Source organism: Bdellovibrio sp. ZAP7, assembly GCF_006874645.1.
Classification (GTDB): Bacteria; Bdellovibrionota; Bdellovibrionia; order Bdellovibrionales; family Bdellovibrionaceae; genus Bdellovibrio.
On record NZ_CP030082.1, the window covers coordinates 2302424 to 2322377 of the forward strand.

Sequence of the window (19954 nt, forward strand, 5' to 3'; positions counted from 1 at the left end):
ACAGACAAGAGGCAAGCATTGGACCAACCGGGCCCTACTTATATTCGAGATGGAAGAGATTTTGCGTCTCAGAGTGAGACAGCACCACGGTGACTGACAATTTCGGGAAGCAGATGATTACTTTTAGGTCAGGGCCTCCGGATGGGACCCCTGACTCTTATATTCATAGAAAGCTATTTTACTGCTTCAATAGCTTGGAGGACTTTTACTTGAGCGGCAATCCAGTTCGCTCCTGTTGCATCCACCGAACCCGCCTTAAGCAGTTTACCTGCGAGATCGGCTTGCTCTGCCGTCGTCAAAGTCTCGATATTCAAAGTCGGATCGACTTTGTGCAAGAACTCATTAATTGTCGCCGCCAAGGCCGCTTGGACCTGAGCACGCTTTGTATCCATCGCAAAGGTTACGCCTTGAGATGAAAGGATGGAAAGCAAAGACACACGTTCTTTGGCGGTCAAGAATGGAATAGGCAGCTGAGCTTTGTTAGCTCCACCATCGCCCACTTGAACATCCAAAGACTCTTTGCTGACCAAAACCAGATCCAAAGCGATATTCCCCAACATATCGGCGTCAGCTTGCTTGACCACGTCGATTGGCAGGATCTTATTCATCACTTTTACAGTGCCATCGTCACCTTTGACCTGGCCTTGAATCATGGGCAACAAATCACGAACAGCCGAGAAGATGATTTTCTTATTTGCGGCTGTGATATCCTGATAGAACTTAAGAACTTTGCCTTGTTGTTCTTCCGTTAAAGAATACTCACGGCCCGCCAAAGTTTTACCTTTCGCCAGAGTGCCGCTTTCTTTCAAAGCTGCGACTTCTTTTTCGAACCAATCGATATCGATCTGCCCTTGAGGGTTGCGCAAGAAACCATTCAACATCGCCGCATAGCCCCCGACTTTATCAGAGATGCCATCAAGACCTTGAAGGTATTTAGCTGTCTCTGCCAAGTGAGCTAAACGCAACTCTGCAAATGATGAATCTTGGCCCGTACGCGCCGTTAGGATATTTCCGCCTTTCACAGCATCCAATGATACCAGCGCAGGAACTTTCGCAGATCCCGCGCCTACGACTTGGGAAATATCAAACAAAGCGTCGCCCACGAATCCATAGTCGATCGCAGCTGTGCCCCATTTGTAAGTGTCTTTAAGAACGTTATCCAGATTATTCACCACATCTGGCTGATCGCCCGGGTACATGCGACCAATGATGGAAGCGAACAGAACGTTTACCAAGCCTGTTTTTTCGTCACGGCCATCCAAATACTTTCTTAGCAATGGATTGTTCCCGTTATCGAAACGCTCACAACCATAGATCGACATCTTTTGGCTGTTCGCCAACGAGATATCTTCGTCCGTACAGAACTGAGAGATTTTAGTATCCAGAGCTTTGTCATCATCAGAATAAGCCCAGTCCATCGCCATCTTGTCATAAGAAAGAGGCGCGTGTTTGATGTAGGCAGCACTTAACACGTTATCAATACCGCTCACGTAGTCCATGATACTTGTTGTTGTTTCAAGTCCCGGATGATTCGGGTTTTTCAAATACGTTTTTGCGGAATCATAGATTTCTTTCGTTGTCGCTTTCGCAGAAAACGATCCTGCGAAATTATGGCGAAGCCCCAAAGCATGCCCCAGCTCATGCGCAACAGTCGCGCGAACGCTGTCTTGCCCCAAGCGCAGTCTTTGGGAATCCGAAGCTTCACGAGTCAGCTTCTGCAATTCTTTAATTGTCTCGCTGAAATCGCAAGCCATAGCACCCGTCGCCACCGGTGAACCACCGTTTAGCAATACCAGGTCAGCAGAGCCCACTTTCGTAAATACGGAAGGCATGAACACCTGCGCGCGCAACAACTCCCCCGTCAATGGATCAGACTGACTGATCGCATACGCGGCACCAGCATCAAGCCATGTCACCCAGCGCACCATGATGGTGTGATCTTTAGGTGGAGCTTGCGGATCAACGCCGGTTTCAACAGCGACGACGTCTTTACCAAATACTTTATTCCAGTAAAGGGCGCCTTCTTTCACGGCTTGCACATAGTCTTCAGGAACTGCTGCAGAGATGCGCACTGTGATCGGTTCGCGATCGTCAGAGATATCCCATTTAGCGATATATTTAGTAACATCTTTGCTCATCGCTGCTTTCGCCACGCGAGTCACAAAGAACCCGACCGTGCGAGACGCATCGGCAACTTTAGGTTTAAATTTAGATTGCAAACGGTAGGCGCGGATCTGGATATTCATATCCAAAGTTTCTTCAACGCTTTCAATGGCGATTTTATTGGCACCCGCACCCTTGCCTTGAAGAGATTGGATCTTAGAAACCTGTTCAAGCTCGATGCTGTTATTAGTGATTTTGATGTTACGCGTGTACGAATCCAAAACCGAAATAGATGGCAAAGAAGACTCTGTCAGAGCCTCATTCAAACCCGGGCCGGAATCGATATCATAAGCATTCTGCGCGATCAGAGTTTTGAGTCCACGACCCCAATCAAAAGTGATTGTCTCTGTGTCCTCACCCACGATGCGGAATGTTTGCACCAGACTTTCCGTTTTAAGCTCGTCGTAAATGCTATTATAGTTTTGGCCAAGCAAGGCCAAGCGGCTGCCGGATTTTTCAAAGCTCACCACTTGCGGCTTCAAATCATACCACTGCGGAGTTGAGCCCCCCGTTTTGCCTGAAGCGATCAACAAAAAGATTTTACCCAAGGAAGATTTATTGATCGTTAAGCACGTCGCTTTTTCGCACTGGGCCGCGATCTCCGCGGATTGCGTTCCAGGGATGGAGAAGGAGTCCACGATTTGCTTCGGAGCTTGCTTTTTCTCTATCAGAGGGCTCACTTCGAACCCGTTTGTACAACCGGTTACAAAGATGATTGAAAGCAGTGCGCCGAAGACAGAAATGTTTTTAGAAAAGGACATTATAAAGCCCCTCCATTTTTCAGGTGTCTTTATCTCAAAAAAAGGCCAAGATCAAAAGGCACCTTAGAAAAAAGTAGCAATCGTCAACCTTTTGTACAGAGAGGCTTATGGCTCAAACAGCAGAGAAAACATTTTTTGGACATCCCCGCGCCTTGTTCACGCTTTTCTTCACGGAAATGTGGGAACGATTCTCGTTTTACGGGATGAGAGCGCTTCTAGTGCTTTATATGGCTCAATACCTTTTTATTGAGGCTGACAAAGGAAAAGATGTTTGGGGATACGGAGCTTTGAAAGGTGGAATTGAACACTTTTTTGGACCGGTTTCAGCGCAGGCTTTGTCTTCTCATATCTACGGCCTCTATATGGGCCTTGTGTATTTTACACCATTTTTTGGTGGAATCATCGCAGATCGCTACTGGGGTAAGCGCCGTTCGGTGTACGTCGGCGGGATTTTGATGGCCATCGGTCACTTTTTGATGGCCATGGAAAGCATGTTCTTCCTGGCCTTATTGTTTATTATCGCGGGCAACGGATTCTTTAAGCCTAACATTTCTACTCAGGTGGGCGAGCTTTACCCTGCGGGCGACAAGCGCCGCGATGGCGCCTTTACGCTTTTCTATATGGGCATCAACTTGGGCGCGTTCTTCTCTCCATTGGTTTGCGGAACTTTGGGGCAAAAAGTTGGCTGGCACTGGGGCTTCGGCGCCGCTGGTATTGGGATGCTTGCGGGCCTAGTGATCTATCACTTTGGCGGCAAACACTTGCCATCATCTGAGCAAAAACTTTCTGTAAAAGAAGTTGAAGCAGCAGCGCAAAAACCACTGACGAAAAATGAGTGGAAGCGCACGTGGGCGTTGACGTTTATGTGTGCGATCACGATTTTCTTCTGGGGCGTTTACGAACAACAAGGCAATACTTTGCAGTTGTTTGCGGATCAATCCACTGATTGGAATTTCTTTGGTTGGGAAATGCCTTCTACTTGGTACCAATCCTTCAATCCGTTTATCATCTTTATATTTGCACCGATCTTAGACCGTGCTTGGGCATGGCAATCTCGCAAAGGCAAAGAGAACACGACGGCTATGAAAATGGCGATTGGTTGCTTCCTGGGAACTGCGGCACTGATCGTGATGTTCATGGGTGCAAAATCTATCGGCGACGGCAAAGGCACAGCTCTTTGGTTGCTGGGTTCAACATTTATGCTGACTATCGGTGAGCTTTATCTTTCTCCGATTGGCCTATCATTGGTAACGAAAGTATCTCCAACGAAGATCGTTTCTATGATGATGGGTGTTTGGTTCTTGGCTTCTTTCTTTGGAAACACGGTTTCTGGTTGGATCGGGGCTCTTTACGACAAAATGCCTAAAGATAGCTTCTTCCTATTGCTTGCGGCCCTTGGATTTGTTCCGGGCGTGATGTTCTTTATCTGCAACAAGGTTCTGACGAGCTCTTTGAATGCGGAAGACGACGAGCCAGCACCGAAACACACTGGTAAATCCAGCTCTGGCGTCGGAGCTCATGCCGAAGTGACTGTATAACTGTCTGACATGCCAAGAGTGCGCGGCGCGCATTGCGTCCTCTTGGCTGTCTCCCTATTGTAAATAAATAAAATTAAATAATCAAAAAGGGTGTGAAGCCAGTCTTCATAGTGTTCGGAATTTGCAGGGTCGCTTTTTCAGGGGGAATCTATGCCTTTGAAAATAGGACTTTTCGGCTTTGGAAGAACAGGATCTGTTGTTGCAAAAGAAATAACCAACGATCCTTCTTTGTCTTTAAAGTGGGTGTGCCGCAGGAGCACGGATCCCTCCATTCCATTTGCCAGCAGAGTTCTGGGATACACCGAGGATTTCGCTCCATTTATTTCTTTTGACGAAATGGATGACTCCTTTCTAAGGACGAATCCGGTTGATTTGGTTATTGATTTTTCTTCTGGCAACACAACTTCGATTTACGAAAAAATAGCGGCGTTTAATATTAAAGTCGTAAGTGCAATTTCAAATTACTCTAGTGAAGAAATTGAAAAGGTTAAATCCGCCAGTCAAGGAACGGCCATTTTATATTCTCCCAATATTACTTTGGGAATTAATTGGCTCATAATGGCTTCCAAAATTCTGAAACAGATGATTCCTCACGCAGATATCGAAGTGATCGAAGAACACTTCAGACAAAAGAAAGATATCTCTGGAACAGCCCTCAAGTTGGCTCGACATCTTGATTTAGATCCTCAAGAGCATGTAAATTCCATTCGTGTGGGTGGAATCGTAGGCAAACACGAAGTTATTTTTGGCTTACCATACCAAACCATTCGCTTGGTCCACGAAAGTATCAATCGCGCTGCTTTTGGAACCGGTGCAATTTTCGCCGCGAAATGGCTCCAGTCTCAGCCCCAAGGATTTTATTCGATGGAGCAAGCGCTTCAACAATCTTTTAAAAACCGATTACAGGAAATCTAAGAGAGGGCAGAAACAAGACTCCACAGCCACTGCGTGACGTCCTTTTGGGACGACAGGCGGTATTGCGCCAGCGTTTGACCGTCGCCCACTTTCACAGACACCCCCGCCCCGCCAAGCGCCTCGAACATATCTTCATCCGTGCGATCATCTCCCACACATAGGAAGGGCACAGAGTTCATTTGCTGTCGCAACCAACGCAGAAAACTTCCCTTATTGCATTCGATGGCTTTTGCCTCGACGATCGCTTTACCAATATTCACAGTGACGGGCTGATTCGCCATACCCAACTGCAACTCGTCATCCATCTTTTTACTTTGGAAGGCAGCAAAGTCCTGAGGAGAGAGACGAAAATGCCATACCAAGCTGGCCTTTTTCTTTTCAACGAACGACAGAGGAACTTTCTCGGTGTAGTCATTCATGATTTTTTCAATGTGCGGATACCAAGAATTAATATCAGAGGAAATACGCGTCTTCCAATCTTCCCCAATTAACTTTACGAAGGCTCCGTGTTCAGCGGCCAAATTTACTTTCATGCCTTGAAACTGACCATCCAGAAACTCGCGATTTCTGCCACTTAAAATAAATAGATCTGTTTTTTCGGCCAATGCCAAAAGTGCCTTTCGAGTTTCTTCAATTAACACCACTTGATCGGGCCGCTTCACAATTGACACCAAAGTGCCATCATAATCCAACAGTACTGCAAGCCGAGGACTGGCGATGAACTTTGCAAAATCACTGTTCCAATCTTCTTTACGAACAGGCATTGGTTTTGGAATACGACGAGGCGTAAGAATTGTATTCTCTAAATCATGAATAAATCCTTGAGCCCATTTTGTCGAAGAGTACTTAGACAAAATATCCTGCAGATGCGAAATTCTATCTAGACGCTCCTCAAATTCCATATCGTGAGCCTTTTTAATAGCATCCGCGATGGAATCGACATCCCATGGATTTACCAACAAAGCATCGCTTAGTAACGACGCCGCTCCGGCAAATTCACTCAAAATTAATGATCCCGGCGTCTTAAGATCTTGCGCCATCACATATTCCATGGCCACTAAGTTCATCCCATCCCGCTTACTGGTCACAAGAATCGCACTGGCTGATCGATACAATGCCAACAGTTCAGTTTCTTGAACGGAGTTGTAAACGTAATGAACCGGATTGTGAGACGGCGTTCCGAACTCTCCGTTGATCGAGCCAACAAGATGCTCAACTTCTTTGCGGATACTCATATAAGCAGGAACATCTTCACGCGTGGGAATTGCAATTTGCAGCAATGACACGCGCTCACGAAGCTCTGGATATTTCCTAAGGGCGTGTTGCAATCCGCGCAGCTTCAACTCCAAACCTTTGCTGTAGTCCAAGCGATCAATCCCCACGATAACGAAAGGACTGGAGTGCTGACGACGGTATTCCTCAACTTTAGCTTCGACTTCTGGGGTTTGAGATTTTTCGCGAAACTCGTCACTCTCGATACTGATAGGATAAACTCCCAGCTGCGTGCGATGACCTTCGTATTGGGCTTGGATAAAGTTGGCATCCACTCCCAAAACCATTTTCAAAGCCACGATGAATTGTCGCAAATAAGAATATTCATGGAAGCCAATCAAATCACAAGCCAAGATGCCACTGAGCAATTCTTCGCGCACAGGAATTTGCCTAAAGAGCTCAGCACTTGGGAATGGAATGTGAAGGAAAAATCCAATTTTTACCTCAGGGCACAGATCACGAAGCATCTTAGGCAATAAAAAGAAATGAAAGTCATGAATCCAAACTGTGTCACCAGCTTGCGCGACTTCGGCGATTTGCTGAGCCATCAATTTATTGGCTTCTTGGTAGAACTCCCAATTGCTGCGATTAAAATTGGCGAGGTGGGACTCGTAGTGAAATAACGGCCACAAAATATCATTGGCAAAACCGTTATAATATTTCTCATAAACATCTTTATCCAAATACACCGGATAGCAGTTTACATTTGTTTCCGTATTTTTAACTAAGTTATGCATTTTTAAGGCGTGATCTTCATTCGTTTCAAAGCCAAACCACGAGAAACTTTCACTGCGACTCACCCCCATCAACGCGGAGACAAGGCCTCCACTTCCACGCTTGAGGTCACCATTTTCATTGATGCTGTATGGCAAGCGATTGCTCACAAAGATGCGTTGGGGCTTTCTAATCATTCTTCCTCCGTTTAGAATCAGAGTTGCATCACAGAAAGGTTTCGCGATGAACTCTACTGCAGAATTAAAAAATCATCGATATCAACAAGGCCTGATCGGAAATTGCGCATTCTTAGCGCTGGTAGATCTAAACACCAACGTCAGTTGGATGTGTTGGCCAAGGTTCGACTCTAGTTTTATTTTTGGTTCCTTGCTTGATAAAGACCGAGGCGGAGAGTTTTCTCTTAAACCTCACTCTGACAGTTTTAATTCCCATCAAAGCTATCTCAAGAATACCAATATTCTTCGTACTCGTATCGAGACGAAAGAAGGTGCATACGATGTGATTGATTTTGCACCCAGATTCACTCTATTCGAAAGATATCATAAACCCTTGATGCTTTTTCGAAAAGTAAAAAAAGTCTCTGGGCGTCCGCGCATTGTTGCAAAATGCAAACCTGTTGGAAAATACGGTGAGATCGTTCCTGGAAGTTTAATGGGAAGTAATCACATTCGCTACGAAGGACTTGAAAATCCAGTACGTCTGACAACGAACGCTCCTCTCACATATGTCCAAGAAGAAAAACCCTTCTATCTTGACGACGATATTTATTTTGTACTTTCATGGGGCATTCCACTAGAAGGTCCTTTGGAGACCACATTTGAAGATTTCTTCAAACGCACAGAAAATTATTGGCAAAAATGGATTGAACACTGTCATCTTCCACAAGTTTTCCAAAACGAAGTGATTCGCTCGGCCCTTGCGTTAAAAATTCATCAGTACGAGGACACCGGCGCGATCATCGCTTCGGCAACAACAAGTCTTCCAGAAATTCCTCATGAGGGACGTAACTGGGACTATCGTTTCTGTTGGTTACGCGATACCTATTACACTTTATCGGCGATCAATTCTTTAGGACATTTCGAAGAGATGGAGAAGTACGCGCACTTCATCGAAAATATCGAGATTCAAAATTCTAAAACATATCAGCCGTGCTATCGCATTGATGGATCGACAGATCTCACAGAACTTATTTTACCTCTAGATGGATACATGGGTAACAAACCTGTGCGCATCGGAAATCAAGCGGCAGAGCAAATTCAGCACGATGCCTATGGGCAGATTTTGATGGCTCTGTTTAAGCTTTACACGGATGAACGTGTAAATTCGAAAACAGGTCGTTCGTTGCGCTTGGTAGAAAAAGCCTTAAGCTATATCGAGCAATATATGACGACTCCCGACAACGGAGTTTGGGAATTCCGTGGCAAGCAAGCCTTGCACTCTTATGCATTGATGTTCCACTGGGCTGGAAGCGCAGCTGCAAGATCTGTCGCGCGCAAGCTTGGTGATCAGAGTTTAGAACAGCGTGCGGATGCCGCACTGAAACGGTCTGCAGGACTTATTGAAGAATGTTATTCAAAAGAAAAGAAAGCCTACACGCAAGCTATTGGCAGTGAGGAATTGGATGCAAGCATTCTGCAACTCATTACGATTGGCTACTTCCACGACAAACCACCGGAGCTTGCAAAAGATCTGATTGCCGCAGTGGAAAAGGAATTGATGATTTCTCCAGGGTTCTTAGTTCGCTATGCCCATGTCGATGATTTTGGTTTGCAAAAATCAGCGTTTCTGGTTTGCAGCTTCTGGTATATCGAGGCCCTTGCAGCCACAGGACAAGAAGACAAAGCGGAAGAGCTTCTGCGCCACATCACCGCAACAGCTTCGAATCAGGTGGGTTTGTTGGCTGAAGACTTTGACGTTGAAAACAACAGTCAATGGGGGAACTTCCCCCAGACTTACAGTCATGTCGGCCTGATCAACTGCGCTTATGCGATTGATAAAGCCAGAAAGAAACCGCCGTTTTTATCTTAAAGATTTTTATCAGCGACAGTCCTGCTGAACAGTGACTGTCTGGAGCCCTTTGGGGGTGGAAAAAACCAGATGCTGCTTTTGATATTCGATCTCCATCGTTTCGGTCAGATTGCCATCAAAAGCTGTTTGAGTGAACTCTGCCCGTCCATTTGAATCGGTTGTCGAGGAGCCTTTCTCCGCGCCGATTTTCCATTTAAAAGAAGCATTCTTTGCTGGCCTGCGAATGATATTCTCTCCGGCCGGCTGACAACTGATGCGAACCAAATAGCGATAAGACATCGAACGCGATCTCGCGCTAAAAACCCGGTCAACCATGATTGTATGAGTGGATGTTTGCGCAAAGACCTCCAGACTTGAAGTCAAAGTGAGCGCGAAGATAATGCCCGTGAGAAGTCGTCTATGCATTCCCTATAGTAATTCCAATAAGGCGCGTTCTAAATATGTATTCTTTCAAAAATTCGAGAAGGATGCAGGACTATGATAAGCGGCGGGGCAATTTGATTTTAATCATGGTGCCCACACCCTCCTCGCTGATGATACCCATTTCGCCACCGAAGTGGTTAATAACAGTTTTTGCGTGATACAAACCAAGCCCTGTACCACCTTTACGAAAAGTAGCTCCCTTACGACCCAACAGAGGCAGACGGTGCGAAGGAATGCCAGAACCATTATCATGGACCTGGATCGAAAGGGAGCCGTCGATATTCTCCGTTACCATGATCTGAATTCGCCCAGCTCTCTCACCCATGGCTTGGATAGAATTATCGACAAGATTAGAAACGATTCTTTCAAAATAAGTTCTTGGCAGCGCAACCGATGCAGATACATTTTTAAGGTTGGCATGAAGAACGACTTCACATTGAGTTTGCACACGTTTTTCGCTCACTAGACCTTGAAGTGACGCTTGAAGCTCTGCTCCACTCATCCGTTTGCCGCTTGTGATTTCTACAGATCCTTCTTGAGAAGACTCTTCGATCGCCAGAAGATCCGCTGCAATCTCGTTAATTCTTTTAATAGAAGCTTCAAGTAATGCTTTAGCTTCCTCTGACAATGAATCACCGCAAGTCTTAACAAGAATATTCAAAGCAGATAGCGGCGAGCGGATATCATGAGCCGCTTGGCGTACCTTTGAATGTTCTTTTAGCTTGATTGCTGTGTTCATAATCGCCTCTTTGTTACCAGTTATCTGGTGAAGCTAAGATAACCTCGGGGAATGCTTTAAGCGACTTACCTGAAGTTAAAAACAGGGCCTTTCGGTTTACTGTTAGTAAAGTCCGGGTATTCGGATTTTCACCGTTAACCTATTGATTTTATGAGGTTTTAAACTAAGATTTATATATATCGGAGACGGACACCCCCCTCCAAGGACGGCCCATGAACATCTTTGAGTACGAAGACTATCGCACCTATTTGAAGGCTTTTTTGGCCTTAGAAGAAAACCAGGCATCGGGCCGCCGCAAACAACTCCTGGCTTCTGCCAATATGAGTAGCTCCTATCTGACTCAAATCCTTGCAGGCACCAAACATCTGTCCTCTGAGCAAGCTTATGAGATGGCTTTAGACATGGGACTGACAGAGAAAGAAACAGACTATCTGTTGGTTCTCGTCGACATCGGCCGCGTGGGCACCGTGAAGTTGCGTGAACGTTTGATGATGAGATTGCGCGCCCTTCAAGCGGAATCAAAACATGTTTCTGCGAAAGTCAGCACCGATCGCCATCTGACGGACCAGCAAAAGGCGGTCTATTATTCGAATTGGCTTTACACGGCTGTTCGCAATCTTGTGCCTACCGAAAAAGGTCGCAGCATCAAAGACATCGCCATGAAATTGGACGTGCCAGAGCCTCGCGTGGAAGCTGTCGTGCAATTTTTAATCGACGTCGGTTTGGTGGGTAAATTTGATGACGGCTTAAGATACCGCCGCGGCTACACTCACCTGGATGCGTCTGATCCATTGATCTTCCGTCATCATCAAAATTGGCGTCAGCGTGCCATTCAGCGCATGGATCACTATAACGAAAATCATCTGCATTACACTTGTCCCATGGCAATTTCAAAAGATCTTGCGATCAAACTGCGCGCGCAACTGCTTGAAGAAATCAAACGCTTGAATCAATCGATGAAAGACACGCCTGAGGTTTCCTACTGCTTGAATATTGATTTGTTCGAGTACTAGATTTCGCTCGCTTGTTTGTTAACAAGCGTAGCTCGCGTGCAAAAACAAAAGCCGGAGATTTCACTCCGGCTTCGGTTTAGTAAGGATATTTTCCAAGTTTTCGCAGTCCCAACAAAGCTCCCCAATTTCTTGATAGAGCCCTTACTGATGGCGATTACTTGTAGAACTTAGCGTTTGATTTAGCCATGTTCGCCAGTGGCGTTGCTGGCTTCAAACGTTTAGCATTGCGGCTGGAAGCATATGTCGCCAATTGATCAGCGATATATTGCGAGCCAATGCTGTCGGCATACTTAAGCAAGCCACCACGGAATGGTGGGAAGCCTGTACCCATGATCATACCCAAGTCAACTTCGTGAGGAAGTTCAACGATATGATCTTCGATCAAGGCCAGCGAGCACTCATTCACCATCGCGAACACACCGCGCTCGATGCATTCCTTTGGTTGCAGAGGATTACTTGGCGAACCCAAGCCCAATGCTCCATATACTGTTTGATCGACGTCACCGCGTTTGCCATCAGCCTGGTAAGTGTAGAAACCTTTACCATTCTTACGACCCAAGCGGCCTGACTTCTCAAGAGCTTCCATACAAGGCGCCATTTCAATGCGCTCGCCGAATGCTTTTTTGAAGATTTTTAGAACTTTGATACAAACATCCAAACCAACTTCATCCATCAATTCAAATGGACCCATTGGCATTCCGAATTCTTTTACGTAGGCTTTATCTACGACTTCAATGCTCATACCTTCTTGCATCAACCAAGCAGCTTCCGCCATATATGGCAAAAGAAGACGATTCACAAGGAAGCCCGGGCCGTCTTTAACCACGACAGGCATTTTACCCATTTTCTTAGTGAGTTCAAAAATAGTCGCGATAGTTTCGTCAGATGTTTTTTCACCGCGGATAACTTCAACAAGTGGCATTTTATTTACCGGATTGAAGAAGTGCATTCCTGCAAAGTATTCAGGACGTGGATGACCCTTGGCCATTTCAGTCACTGACAAAGAAGACGTGTTCGTCGCAATAATCGCGTCAGGGCGCATTTGACCTGCACACTCACCGATGACTTTTTGCTTGATACCCATGTCTTCAACGATCGCTTCGACAACCACATCCAGGTTTTTGAAACCCGAGTAATCAGTTGTTACTGATACTGCGTCGATTTTTTGTTGGAATTGATATTTGTCGATGGATTTACGTTTTACCAACTTCATCCAAAGGTCGCTGGCGTGCTTCAAACCTTTTGCCAACGCATCTGGATTCAAGTCTTTCATACGAACTTGAATGCCCTTATCTGCCGCAACGTAAGCGATACCGCCACCCATGGTACCAGCACCCAAGATACCCAGGCCTTTAACTTCTTTCGGTTTTACATTCACACCTGATACGCCGGTTTGCTTTTTAACCATTTCAGTTAAGTAGTAAACGTGGATCAGGTTTTTAGATTCCGCCGTGACACCCAACTCACAGAAGCCTTCGCGTTCGATACGCATACCCGCATCACGATCGCTCATGCCGTAAGTTTTTTGAATCACATCCAATGCTTTAAGTGGAGCTGGATAGTGACCTTTGGTTGCTTTCATTACGCCTTCACGGGCTTTCTTAAACACAATGCCTTTTGCTGGGCCTTCAAGAACTTTATTGACCAAACCTTGCGGTTGGAACTTCTTGCGACGTTTTTGACCGCCAGCTGCGATGACTTCTTTCGCCCATTTGATCGCTTGCTCATCCAACAAGTTCGGATGAACGACTTTGTCCACTAGGCCTGATTTCAATGCCTTTTTAGAATTCACTGCCTTACCAGCAAGGATGATATCCAATGACGCTTGCAAGCCCATGATACGAGGCATACGTTGAGTACCGCCAAAACCTGGCAAGATACCCAATTGAATTTCTGGAAGACCGATTTTCGTTGAGGAATCATCGGAAGCGATACGGTAATCGCAAGACATGATGAACTCACAACCACCACCCATACACGCGCCATTTACAGACGCGAAAGTTGGCATTGGGAGGTCTTCAACCATATTCATGATTTCTTGACCGGCTTTAACCGCGTCGTTGAATTGTTCTTTCGTCGTCATGCCTTTGATCTCTTCGATGTCAGCACCAGCGATAAAGATTTTCGGCTTCATGGATTTAAAGATCACCGCTTTGTAAGAAGACTTACGTAGTTCTTCAACGACGTCTTTCAGTCTCATCATAACCGGTGTTGAAAATTTATTAACTTTTTCACCCACAAGATCGAACTCAACAACTGCGATTTCACCTTGTGGATTAATTCTGATACTTTCTAGCATAGACATTTTGCAAACTCCTAAGTTGCTAATCAGTTTTTTACCGCCTCAAATACAATCGGGTCGACCAAAACGACCCAGATGCAAGGCGGAGGGCACGAACCGCAGCGCAGGCGTACTTACAGTACGCTGGAGCGAGGACCGCGCCCGACACGCAGTCAGATGGGTCGTTTTCATCGACCCCCTTAGTGCTAGCCCTCATTCTCCAGAATCATAGAACCACCTTGACCGCCACCGATGCAAAGTGTTGCAAGACCGTGCTGTACGCCTCTGCGTTTCATTTCTTTCGCAAGAGTCAATACGATACGAGTCCCTGTCGCACCTACTGGATGACCCAATGCAATCGCGCCACCGTTAACGTTTAGGATCTCGTCACGAATCTCTCCGACTTTTGCAGACAAGCCAAGTTTCTCTTGGGCAAATTTGTCAGAATCCATGGCTCTTTGGCAGGACATAACTTGAGCGGCGAACGCTTCGTTTAGCTCTACCAAACCGATGTCTTTCAAAGAAAGACCTGCGCGCTTAAGTGCAAGTGGTGTTGAGTACGCCGGGCCCAGCCCCATGCGCTCTGGCTCCAGGCCTGCGAAGCCGTAAGAACGGATTGTAGCCAGAGGTTTGTAACCTGCTTGCTCTGCTTTCTCACGAGACATTAAAAGCACCATCGCGGCACCATCTGTAATTGGGCAAGAATTACCAGCTGTGATTGTCCCTGTTGCTTTATCGAAGAACGGCTTCAATTTCGCTAGTGCTTCCATAGTTTGAGTGTCACGAGGACCGATGTCTTCAGAGATCACTTCTTTGTATTCAGGAGCCAAGTACACGGGAGTTGATTCTTCCTTCATGCGACCTTCTTTCATCGCTTTGGAAGCCAACTGATGGGAACGAAGAGCGAAAGCATCTTGCATCTGACGATTCAAGCCCCACTCTTTTGCCAGGATCTCAGCTGTTTGTCCCATGTTGATCCCTACGAAAGGATCTGTCAGACCCAACATCACACCGATTTGTGGGAAATAGGGATCTCTCATGTTGCCTTGAAGAAGCGCTTTGATTTGACTGACGTCTGCTTTAAAAAGCTTCCACAACAATGGCAAAGCTTGCTTTGGACCTTTTGCCGCGAAAAGTTTTTCATAGATGTCTTGGAATTTTTGCGGCGCTAGAGTTGGGATTTGCGACATGGATTCAGTACCACCCGCGATCACAACATCCATCGTGCCGGATTTGATTTTTTCAAAACCGTTAGAGATCGACTCAAGTGCTGAAGCACAGTTTCTGTGAACGGTGTACGCCGATGTTTTCATCGGGATACCTGCATTCAAAGCAACAACGCGCGAGATATTCACAGCATCTGGTGGATTACCAGTGTTTCCGATGATCACTTCATCAACGGAATTTACATCCAAGTTCGTTTGCGCGATTAATTGCTTAAGCGCAACTTGTCCCAACTGTGCTGGGTGAACTTTTTTAAGTTTTGTACCTGATTTTGCGAATGGTGTACGCACACCTTCAACGAGAACCACATCACGTGGTGACTTCATAGAAAACTCCTGTTGGGTAATTCTGACTAACCACTGAAAATCGTACAGGTTTTCCATGTGAGGACCAAACACAAACGCAGAATTACGAAGTGAGGTCTAGTTTCGACAACCTTTCTCGAATGCCCTCAGGGGGTCGAGGGACTTTTTCGAAACACTTTCTCAGTTTTTACGAGGGAAACTAGAACCACGGCTCTAGTTTAAAGCACGCTCGGGTCCAGGCTTGCCGCACCTGAAGACTTATGTTTCACACGTGCCTCACCGCAAAAGAGCAAGGGGTCACTCAGCGACGAAGCTGCTTTCAATAATCCTGCGATTCGGTCTTGTGCGCACTTTTAATTCTCGTCGCAGTCACCTCGAAACTCGCCGGAGTTTTATACCCGCCTCCTCACGATATTTAAGACTATTGTGAGCACCACAGAGCGCCTGCAAATTCGCAGGCGCATGAGTTCCTCCACTCCATCGCGGAACGATATGATCCACTTGCAAACCGTAGGTACTCCGGCACTGCCGCCCCGTATGTTTGTCTTTGTACTGGCAACATTTGTCGCGATTAAGAATATATCTGCGTGTTTTTAGGGTGAGGGATTTATTGTCTGACTTGATAACATCACTACTATTAACATCCTTGTGAATTGCATCACCGTCTGTGACATTTGGCGAACTTTTCACGGTTTTCGAAATAAATAATTTTGAATCTAAGTATTGGCCCGCAACGACTTCGATAACCTTAGCCCAAGAATAATCTCCATCAGCGAGCTGAAGGCTATGCGCAGCCTTATCTTTACAACTGGTGAGCAGATTATACTGCTCACGAGTCAACGTAATCGATAGATGAACGGAGTCGTCTTTTTGAACTCTAACTTTCTCCGGCTCCCTCAAATCGACATCCAAACTCAAGGCCACGACCTTTTGAGTTTCCTCACTATTTAATCCAGAAATCTGATCTAGGATTTGAATTTTGGCTTCATCGGAAACCTTAAATCCACTCTTTTCTTTTTCTTTGATTGCCCTGGAAAGCTCACCCACCTGGGTTAAGTTCACATCTCCTTGCTGAATTTTATCTGCAAGTGAAGGAACAGCATTTAACATTCTCGCTGCATCCAATCTTCGCATCGCAGCTGAACTCGAGTAACCTAGTTCACTCATCATATAATGAAACATCGAAGAATGAGCTCGTTCTAAATAGATCTTTCGCGCATCAATCTCCCTGATATGTTCCAATATTAAATGAAGCAACATCCGCTCTTTTCGAACAAGACTTTTTAAACTACTCTCAAGATCTTGGTTACTCACCAACGACAGACCACTCATTACAATCTCCACAAAACAGAATTTGTCGATCTATCGAACAGCAATTGTGAAGCCGACTTTTACATCTCTCACGTTCAAAACAATCAAAATGCACAAACTAAATTCGGACACCTCCGGCACAACATCACAAATCAGCAACTTTCACTGCCGCTCCGGTTGCTTAGCGCATCATTTTTCCATCGAGGAAAAAGACGTAAACGCATTCAACACGGATGAATTGTCACATATAGATCGCCAACCGACGGTTACACTGTTCCCAGAAACGCCACTTTCGCAGGCAGAATCTCTTCTCGCGAGCGAAAAGCGGCATGCGTCATGGCATTGCTACCCGCGCCAATCACCCCCACGTATTGACCCCCTCTGTAAAGGTTTTATAGAGTAACTGCACTTATTTCGCGAGAGAGCTAAACGCTGAAAAGCTTTAGAAAATTTCTAAAAATCTCCCTCGCGAAAAAGGAGCATGCTCCGGCCCAATCGGAGCGCAGACTGCGAAAGGAAATTTCCTTGGAAAAAGAATTAAACAAGAACTCAGACAAAGCCGCCACAGAAGCAAAACACGCGACAAACAACTTCGACCAAGAAGCTCTGGAATATCACAGCCGCGGTAAGCCCGGAAAAATCGAAGTGATCTCTTCCAAACCCTGTATGTCTGAAAAAGACCTAGCGCTGGCCTACTCCCCAGGAGTAGCAGCTCCTTGTAAAGTCATCGCTAAGGATTCTTCCAAAGTTTACGACTACACTGCCAAAGGAAACTTGGTGGGAGTTATCTCTAACGGAACAGCGGTTCTGGGGTTGGGCAACATCGGCCCTCACGCTTCGAAACCCGTGATGGAAGGCAAAGGAATTCTGTTCAAACAATTCGCCGGCATTGACGTATTCGACATCGAAGTGGATGCAAATGACGTGGACACATTTTGTAACGCGATCAAAACACTGGAACCCACATTCGGTGGTATCAATCTGGAAGACATCAAAGCTCCAGAATGTTTTGAAATCGAAGAGCGCTTGAAAAAAGAAATGAAAATCCCGGTATTTCACGATGACCAGCATGGAACTGCGATCGTGTCGGGAGCAGCCTTACTGAATGCCGTATCCATCACGAACAGAAAAATGGAAAACGTACGGATCGTGGTAAACGGTGCGGGTGCTTCTGCGAATTCTTGCGCAAAAATCTTTATCTCATTGGGCGCACGCCGTGAAAATATCATCATGTGTGACTCTCAGGGCGTGATCTACAAAGGTCGTACTGCGGGGATGAATAAATACAAAGAGTATTTTGCAGCAGAAACAGAAGTACGCACACTCAGCCAAGCTTTGCATGGTGCTGACGTATTCGTGGGTCTTTCTGTGGCAGGAGCACTGACTCCGGAAATGCTGAAAGATATGGCGAAGGATCCAATCATCTTTGCGATGGCAAATCCTGAACCAGAAATCACACCAGACAAGGCACGCGCGGCTCGTCCAGACGCTATCATTGCCACGGGCCGTTCAGATTATCCGAATCAAGTGAACAACGTCTTAGGTTTCCCATCTATTTTCCGTGGAGCCTTGGACACCCGTTCAACTCAGATCAACGAAGAAATGAAATTAGCCGCCGTTCATGCTCTAGCGAAACTTGCGCGCGAAGAAGTTCCAGACCGCGTGTCGGCGACTTACGGTGGCAAAACATTTAAATTCGGTCGCGAATACCTAATTCCAAAACCATTCGACACTCGCGTCCTTCTTTGGGTTGCTCCTGAAGTAGCAAAAGCTGCAATCAAAACAGGTGTCGCAACAAGAACGATCGAAGATTGGGATCACTACCGCGAAACTTTGGAAGCGCTTCAAGGTCCGTCGAAAGTTTTCATCCGCTCGGCCATCAACCGCGTTCATCAAAACGCGACAGCGATGGGAGGAGAACTTCCTCGCATCGTATTCCCCGAGGGCACCAGCACAAAGGTTCTTAAAGCCCTCTCCACTTTGGTGGAAGAAAAAATCTGCCAGCCGATTTTATTGGGTTACCCAGACCGCGTGAAAGAAAAAATCCAGGCCTTGGATATCCCGGCGCTGAATGACGTCCCGGTTATTCATCCCGCGACTTATCCAAAATTCTTTACGTACGTTGAAAAACTTTACTCGCTAAGACAGCGTAAAGGTATCAACATGCGCGAAGCTGAGCGCTTGATGGCGGATCCAAACTATTTTGCAGCGATGATGGTTACCATGGGAGACGCTGATGGCGTGGTGAATGGGGCTTCTGTGAATTATGCAGACGCTGTAAAACCAATCTTGCAGACTGTGGGAGTTTACCAAAACGGCATCCCCGCCGGTTTGAACTTCATCTTACTTGAAGACAAATTCCTGGTACTTGCAGATACGACGGTGAACTTCAACCCAACGGCCGAACAATGCGCGCAAATTGCAATGCAAGCTGCGAAAGTTGTTGAGTACTTTGGTATTGAACCAAAGGTCGCGATGCTTTCGTACTCAAACTTCAGCGGCGCTGAAGGCACTCCATGCAAAATGAAAACAGCGGCTCAGATCGTTAAGAAAAATCGCCCTGGCCTGATGGTTGATGGTGATATGCAAGCGGACACAGCTGTGAATCCAGAGATCATGGAACGCTTGTTCCCGTTCTCTGATCTTAAAGGTGGCGCAAACATTTTGATCTTCCCGAATTTAGAGTCGTCCAACATCGCTTACAAATTGATCCAACAAGTGGGTAAAGTGGAAGTGATCGGGCCTTTCTTGACGGGAGTTCGCAGATCTTGCAACGTTTTGCAAAGAACGACGACAGTGGATGGTATCGTGAATTCAGTAGTATTCACGGCACTGGAAGCTCAATTCATCAAAGATGTTTTGAAGTCCCGCGAAGCAAAAAAACAGTAAGCTCCTTTGAATGTGGTCATAAAACTTAAAGCCCGTGTTAATTACACGGGCTTTTCTTTTATCAAAGTATGCATCTTTACAAGCTTGACCAGTTCGTCCTGCAATAGTCACCCCTACACGTTAAACTAATACTAACGAGAGGGGTTTAGATGAGCCGTCCGGAAAACATTCAGGTTAAAAAAATTATCGACGCAGTTCCCGCGATGACCACAGGCAATCCCTTAGAGTATGGTTATAAAGAAATCAATTCCCGCAGCTTTGAAAGCAGTCTGAGTACTCTGGTAAATCATTTTAAAAATAAAACTCCCAAGACGAAACCCCTCAAGAAAACTTAAAATCAATTTTTCAAAACAATAA

At 46.0% G+C, this 19954-nt stretch carries 13 protein-coding genes; 6 read left to right on the top strand and 7 right to left on the bottom strand.

From position 1 onward, the window contains the following. Positions 1-173: 173 nt before the first annotated feature. Positions 174-2924 carry a zinc-dependent metalloprotease gene (locus DOM22_RS11150; RefSeq protein WP_142700448.1) on the bottom strand — a complete coding sequence of 917 codons (2751 nt, stop codon included), beginning with the start codon at positions 2922-2924 and terminating at the stop codon, positions 174-176. A gap of 107 nt (positions 2925-3031) precedes the next feature. Here DOM22_RS11150 and DOM22_RS11155 point away from each other — a divergent pair, with 107 nt between their 5' ends. Further along, positions 3032-4462: a peptide MFS transporter gene (locus DOM22_RS11155; RefSeq protein WP_142700449.1), complete on the top strand. Its 1431-nt coding sequence runs from the start codon at positions 3032-3034 to the stop codon at positions 4460-4462. Between the two features lie 150 nt (positions 4463-4612). After that, positions 4613-5377, top strand: coding sequence for a 4-hydroxy-tetrahydrodipicolinate reductase (locus tag DOM22_RS11160; RefSeq protein WP_142700450.1), 765 nt, complete (start codon positions 4613-4615; stop codon positions 5375-5377). Here the strand turns inward: DOM22_RS11160 and DOM22_RS11165 are convergent. Continuing rightward, positions 5374-7560, bottom strand: a complete 2187-nt coding sequence (locus tag DOM22_RS11165; protein WP_142700451.1) for a bifunctional alpha,alpha-trehalose-phosphate synthase (UDP-forming)/trehalose-phosphatase — start codon at positions 7558-7560, stop codon at positions 5374-5376. The two genes, DOM22_RS11160 and DOM22_RS11165, sit on opposite strands and share 4 nt — an antisense overlap. A gap of 46 nt (positions 7561-7606) precedes the next feature. On the opposite strand from DOM22_RS11165, the gene DOM22_RS11170 reads away from it, so the two are divergent. Continuing rightward, positions 7607-9412, top strand: coding sequence for a glycoside hydrolase family 15 protein (locus tag DOM22_RS11170; protein WP_142700452.1), 1806 nt, complete (start codon positions 7607-7609; stop codon positions 9410-9412). 9 nt (positions 9413-9421) lie between these two features. Here DOM22_RS11170 and DOM22_RS11175 read toward each other — a convergent pair whose 3' ends face one another. Together DOM22_RS11175 and DOM22_RS11180 are read right to left on the bottom strand one after the other, a co-directional pair. Beyond that, positions 9422-9691, bottom strand: coding sequence for a hypothetical protein (locus DOM22_RS11175; RefSeq protein WP_142700453.1), 270 nt, complete (start codon positions 9689-9691; stop codon positions 9422-9424). 196 nt (positions 9692-9887) lie between these two features. Continuing rightward, entirely contained in the window at positions 9888-10574 is a 687-nt protein-coding gene (locus DOM22_RS11180) for a HAMP domain-containing sensor histidine kinase (protein ID WP_142700454.1), read from the bottom strand. A 212-nt stretch (positions 10575-10786) separates the two neighbouring features. Here DOM22_RS11180 and DOM22_RS11185 point away from each other — a divergent pair, with 212 nt between their 5' ends. Next, positions 10787-11587 (top strand): TIGR02147 family protein, encoded by an 801-nt coding sequence (locus DOM22_RS11185; protein ID WP_142700455.1) that lies wholly within the window; start codon positions 10787-10789, stop codon positions 11585-11587. A 154-nt stretch (positions 11588-11741) separates the two neighbouring features. On the opposite strand, the gene DOM22_RS11190 is transcribed toward DOM22_RS11185, so the two are convergent. The 3 genes from DOM22_RS11190 to DOM22_RS11200 form a co-directional block, all read right to left on the bottom strand. Continuing rightward, positions 11742-13892, bottom strand: coding sequence for a 3-hydroxyacyl-CoA dehydrogenase NAD-binding domain-containing protein (locus DOM22_RS11190; protein WP_142700456.1), 2151 nt, complete (start codon positions 13890-13892; stop codon positions 11742-11744). A gap of 182 nt (positions 13893-14074) precedes the next feature. Next, a complete protein-coding gene (locus DOM22_RS11195) occupies positions 14075-15418 on the bottom strand; it encodes a thiolase family protein (RefSeq protein WP_142700457.1) in 1344 nt (447 codons plus the stop codon). A gap of 348 nt (positions 15419-15766) precedes the next feature. Then, positions 15767-16729 carry an HNH endonuclease gene (locus DOM22_RS11200; protein ID WP_142700458.1) on the bottom strand — a complete coding sequence of 321 codons (963 nt, stop codon included), beginning with the start codon at positions 16727-16729 and terminating at the stop codon, positions 15767-15769. Between the two features lie 504 nt (positions 16730-17233). Between DOM22_RS11200 and DOM22_RS20200 the strand changes: the two genes are divergently transcribed. Both DOM22_RS20200 and DOM22_RS11210 read left to right on the top strand, forming a co-directional pair. Next, complete coding sequence (locus DOM22_RS20200) at positions 17234-19597, top strand: NADP-dependent malic enzyme (protein ID WP_142700459.1); 2364 nt, start codon at positions 17234-17236, stop codon at positions 19595-19597. Between the two features lie 149 nt (positions 19598-19746). Beyond that, positions 19747-19932 carry a hypothetical protein gene (locus DOM22_RS11210; RefSeq protein WP_142700460.1) on the top strand — a complete coding sequence of 62 codons (186 nt, stop codon included), beginning with the start codon at positions 19747-19749 and terminating at the stop codon, positions 19930-19932. Positions 19933-19954: the final 22 nt, after the last annotated feature.

Coding starts and splice junctions, on each gene's coding strand:
- DOM22_RS11150 (WP_142700448.1), bottom strand. CDS start 2,924: ATGTCCTTTTCTAAAAACATTTCTGTCTTCGGCGCACTGCTTTCAATC.
- DOM22_RS11155 (WP_142700449.1), top strand. CDS start 3,032: ATGGCTCAAACAGCAGAGAAAACATTTTTTGGACATCCCCGCGCCTTG.
- DOM22_RS11160 (WP_142700450.1), top strand. CDS start 4,613: ATGCCTTTGAAAATAGGACTTTTCGGCTTTGGAAGAACAGGATCTGTT.
- DOM22_RS11165 (WP_142700451.1), bottom strand. CDS start 7,560: ATGATTAGAAAGCCCCAACGCATCTTTGTGAGCAATCGCTTGCCATAC.
- DOM22_RS11170 (WP_142700452.1), top strand. CDS start 7,607: ATGAACTCTACTGCAGAATTAAAAAATCATCGATATCAACAAGGCCTG.
- DOM22_RS11175 (WP_142700453.1), bottom strand. CDS start 9,691: ATGTCTTATCGCTATTTGGTTCGCATCAGTTGTCAGCCGGCCGGAGAG.
- DOM22_RS11180 (WP_142700454.1), bottom strand. CDS start 10,574: ATGAACACAGCAATCAAGCTAAAAGAACATTCAAAGGTACGCCAAGCG.
- DOM22_RS11185 (WP_142700455.1), top strand. CDS start 10,787: ATGAACATCTTTGAGTACGAAGACTATCGCACCTATTTGAAGGCTTTT.
- DOM22_RS11190 (WP_142700456.1), bottom strand. CDS start 13,892: ATGTCTATGCTAGAAAGTATCAGAATTAATCCACAAGGTGAAATCGCA.
- DOM22_RS11195 (WP_142700457.1), bottom strand. CDS start 15,418: ATGAAGTCACCACGTGATGTGGTTCTCGTTGAAGGTGTGCGTACACCA.
- DOM22_RS11200 (WP_142700458.1), bottom strand. CDS start 16,729: ATGAGTGGTCTGTCGTTGGTGAGTAACCAAGATCTTGAGAGTAGTTTA.
- DOM22_RS11210 (WP_142700460.1), top strand. CDS start 19,747: ATGAGCCGTCCGGAAAACATTCAGGTTAAAAAAATTATCGACGCAGTT.